This is a genomic window from Intrasporangium calvum (assembly GCF_028446585.1).
Taxonomy (GTDB): Bacteria; Actinomycetota; Actinomycetes; order Actinomycetales; family Dermatophilaceae; genus Intrasporangium; species Intrasporangium calvum_A.
Genome location: NZ_JAPFQL010000141.1, coordinates 1 through 3,886, shown reverse-complemented (window position 1 = coordinate 3,886; position 3,886 = coordinate 1). Strand labels below are relative to the sequence as shown.

Genomic DNA, 3,886 nt, shown 5'->3' with positions numbered 1-3,886 from the left:
GCCACGGACGAGGTCAGTAGTAGAGGTTGCCCGCCCACGAGTTGTGGCAGGTGCCACTCTTCGAGGACATCTGCGCAGACATCTTGAAGGCTGTCTTGGGCATGTAGGCGGACGTATCGAAGGTGGCCCACTGGTTGGCCCACAGCACGTAGGCGCTCTTGTAGCCGACGTACTCGCCCGTGGACTTGTAGATCCTCACCTTGAAGCTCATGTCGTAGTAGTCGCCGAGCAACCCGTCCTTCCATGCCACCTTCGTGACGTAGAGGTCGGTCTTCTGGTATCCGGTCATGTAGCGGGTCGTGTTGTAGTTCGTCCAGTAGCCGTCGCAGTTGACGGTTCCCGACAGCGCCGTGGATGCGGCGGCCGCCGGGCTGACGCCCATGGTCAGAGCGGCCGCGGTGACCGCGAGCACTCCGAAGCACTTCTTGGCGTTGTCTGCCATGGTTCCCGTCGATTAGATGCCTGCAGGCCCTGTTTGGGCTGCTTCGGCGCGAGGGACGTTACTGACGAAACGGACAGAGCGCGACTCGAGCAGCGAAAGTCTTCACGTGAACGGCCATGCGGTAGTTGATGATTCACGAGAGTGGGGCGACTGCGGCGGCGCCGAATGGCCTGGCGTCGATGACCTCGGGGTGGTGATCCCCGTCAGGTCAGGTGGGGTCGAGGGCGCGCCACACCCGCAGCGACGACGGGCTCAGGGTGACGTCGGACCCGGCCGGGACCCGGGGGCCACGCGCCTCAGGACGCTCCCATGCGCTGTCCCACAGCAGCTCGTAGGCCACCGCACCCGGAGCCGTCGGCAGGGTGATCTCCGCGGCCCACGCGCCACCATTGAGCGACAACAGGATCGAGCCGCCGTCCACGACGCTCCCGTTGAAGAGCGCCTGCAGCACATCCACGGCCGGCCCGTCCCAGCGGCGGCCCATCTCGTCGCCGTCGCCGCCGAACCACGCGAGGTCGGTCGAGCCGTCCTCGTGCACCTTCCGGCCGGAGAAGAAGCGACGCTGCCGCAGCACCGGGTGCTCCCGCCGCAGCGCGACGAGGTGACGGGTCGTGGCCAGCAGGTCCTCCTGCCACGGCTCCAGGTCCCAGTCCATCCAGGAGATCTCGTTGTCCTGGCAGTAGGGGTTGTTGTTGCCGCGCTGGGACCGGCCCAGCTCGTCCCCGGCGTTGATCATCGGCACCCCGCTCGACAGCAGGAGCGTGCCCAGCAGGTTGCGCATCGAGCGCCGCCGGCGGGCGCTGACGGACTCGTCGTCGGTCGGCCCCTCGACGCCGTGGTTCCAGGAGCGGTTGTCGCTGGATCCGTCGGCGCCGCCCTGGCCGTTGGCCTCGTTGTGCTTGGTGTCGTAGGCCGTCAGGTCGGCGAGGGTGAACCCGTCGTGGGCCGTGACGAAGTTGACCGAGGCGATCGTGCCGCGGTCACGGGCGCCGAAGAGGTCCTGCGAGCCCGCGAGCCGGGTGGCCAGGTCGCGCACCCCGTGCCCCGTGTCCCCGGCGGTCGAGACGGCGAGGTCACGCAGCCAGAACGTCCGGACGCTGTCGCGGAACCGGTCGTTCCACTCGGAGAAGGGCGGGGGGAACTGCCCGGTGCGCCAGCCGTGCAGGCCGACGTCCCAGGGCTCGGCGATGAGCTTGACGCGCGACAGCACCGGGTCGGCGCGGAGCGCGACGAGGAAGGGGTGCGTCGGGTCGTAGGCGTCGTCGCGCCCCCTGGCGAGGGCCACGGCCAAGTCGAACCGGAACCCGTCGACGTGGCACTCCTGCACCCAGTAGCGCAGCGAGTCGAGGACCATGGCGACGACGACCGGATGGGTCAGGTCGACGGTGTTGCCGCAGCCGGTGACGTCGATGTCCTGGCCGCGCGCGTCGAGCCGGTAGTAGGCCCGCGCGTCGAGTCCGCGCCAGGAGAGGGTCATCCGATCCTGGGCCTGCTCTGCCGTGTGGTTGTAGACGACGTCGAGGATCACCTCGATCCCGGCGGCGTGGAGCAGCTTGACCATGCCCTTGAACTCGTCGAGCACCCCCTGCGGGTCAGCGGCTGCGGCATACGCGGCGTGCGGCGCGAAGAAGCCCAGGGTGTTGTAGCCCCAGTGGTTGGTCAGCCCGCGCGCCACCAGCTCCGGCTCGTGCGTGAACGCGTGCACCGGCAGCAGCTCCACCGCGGTCACGCCGAGGCCCTTGAGGTGCTCGACGAAGGCCGGGTGCGCGAGCCCGGCATAGGTCCCGCGCAGCACCTCCGGGACGTCGGGGTGCAGCGCAGTGGCGTTCCTGACGTGGACCTCGTAGATCACCGACTCCGTCAGCGAGCGCCGGGGTGGGCGGTCGTCACCCCAGTCGAACGTGTCGTCGACGACGACACACCGCGGGACGTATGCCGCTGAGTTGCGTCGGTCCCGGACCGTCAGGTCACCCGTGAGGTCGGGTCCCACGTGGTGGGCGAAGAGGGCGGGGTGCAGCGTGACGTCGCCCTCGAGCGCTCGGGCGTAGGGGTCGAGGAGGAGCTTGTGCGGGTTGTACCGCTGGGCCCGACCGGGCTCCCACGGCCCGTCGGCGCGGAAGGCGTAGCGCTGGCCGGCCCCGACCCCGGCGACCGTGTCGAACCACATGCCGTGCGCGCGGTGCCGCAACGGGACGCGCCGCTCGGTCTCGCGACCGCTGGCGTCCCGGTCGAAGAGGCACACCTCCACGCTGGTCGCGTGCCCGGCGTAGACACAGAACTCGACGCCGCCTGCGGTCAGGCGCGCGCCCGGCAGGGGCGGGACGTCGGGCATTCCTGGGGGAGGTGGCGGCACGGGGGTCAGCCTAGAGCGGGAGGGTGGATGGCCGCGCGAGCGAGCCCAGCGGCATACGGCATCGTTTGTGACCTGCCTCCGTGTGACTCAGCCTGCTGTGCTCGTTACGGTGGGCCCATGACGGATCCGACTTCCCTGCCCAACTTCCAGCCGCACGTGCCCGCCGGCCCGCCCAACGGCGCCAGCCAGAGCGAGACGCCGGTGCGCGACCGCATCCTTGCCGCGCTGGGGGACCTCGGGGTGGAGGCCAACGTGGACAAGGACGGCGACCTCGAGTTCACCGTCAACGACCAGACCCTCTTCGCGCGCGTCGCCGAGGGCGAGATCCCGCTCGTGCGCTTCTTCGGGCAGTGGCAGCTCCAGGAGCCCGTGTCCGCCGACCGCAACGAGCGCCTCGCGCGCTGCAACGACATGACCCTGCAGCTCAACGTCGTCAAGATGTGCCTCGTCCAGGAGAGCCTCGTCGTCTCCGCCGAGCACGTCGTTCCCGCCTGGGCCGACCTCAAGCTCCTGACGCCGCTGTCGATCAACCACATCCTCCAGGCCGTCCAGTTCTTCTTCCAGTCCTGGCTCCCGGCCGACGACCAGCCGCAGCCCGGGCTCGACGGCGTGCAGGGCGGTCAGTGATGGGCGAGTTCGTCCGGCTCGAGGTCGAGGACGGCATCGGCACGATCCGGCTGGACCGGCCGAAGATGAACGCCCTCAACGTCCAGGTCCAGGAGGAGATCCGCGCCGCGGCGGCCAAGGCGACCGAGCGCGCCGACGTCAAGGCGGTCATCGTCTACGGCGGCGAGAAGGTCTTCGCCGCGGGTGCGGACATCAAGGAGATGCAGACGATGTCCTACACGGACATGGTCGACCGCTCCGGCCCGCTCCAGTCGTCCATCACGGCTGTCGCGCGGATCCCCAAGCCGGTCATCGCCGCGATCACCGGCTATGCCCTCGGCGGTGGCTGTGAGCTGGCCCTGGCCTGTGACTTCCGGGTCGTCGCCGACGACGCCAAGCTCGGCCAGCCCGAGATCCTCCTCGGCATCATTCCGGGCGCCGGCGGCACGCAGCGCCTCGCTCGCCTCGTCGGCCCCGCCAAGGCC

4 protein-coding genes are annotated in these 3,886 nt (G+C 69.8%); 2 read left to right on the top strand and 2 right to left on the bottom strand.

The window, feature by feature from the left end:
- Positions 1–13: 13 nt before the first annotated feature.
- Together OO014_RS19020 and glgX are read right to left on the bottom strand one after the other, a co-directional pair.
- The gene (locus OO014_RS19020; protein ID WP_272463899.1) at positions 14–442 is read right to left on the bottom strand and encodes a hypothetical protein; all 429 of its coding nucleotides are present in this window, start codon (positions 440–442) and stop codon (positions 14–16) included.
- Positions 443–650: 208 nt separating this feature from the next.
- A complete protein-coding gene (gene glgX / locus OO014_RS19015; RefSeq protein ID WP_334685061.1) occupies positions 651–2,774 on the bottom strand; it encodes a glycogen debranching protein GlgX in 2,124 nt (707 codons plus the stop codon).
- Positions 2,775–2,912: 138 nt separating this feature from the next.
- Between glgX and OO014_RS19010 the strand changes: the two genes are divergently transcribed.
- A complete protein-coding gene (locus OO014_RS19010; protein WP_272463897.1) occupies positions 2,913–3,422 on the top strand; it encodes a T3SS (YopN, CesT) and YbjN peptide-binding chaperone 1 in 510 nt (169 codons plus the stop codon).
- A partial coding sequence (locus OO014_RS19005; RefSeq protein WP_272463896.1) for an enoyl-CoA hydratase/isomerase family protein occupies positions 3,422–3,886 on the top strand: 465 nt, incomplete at its 3' end. The genes OO014_RS19010 and OO014_RS19005, both read left to right, overlap by 1 nt.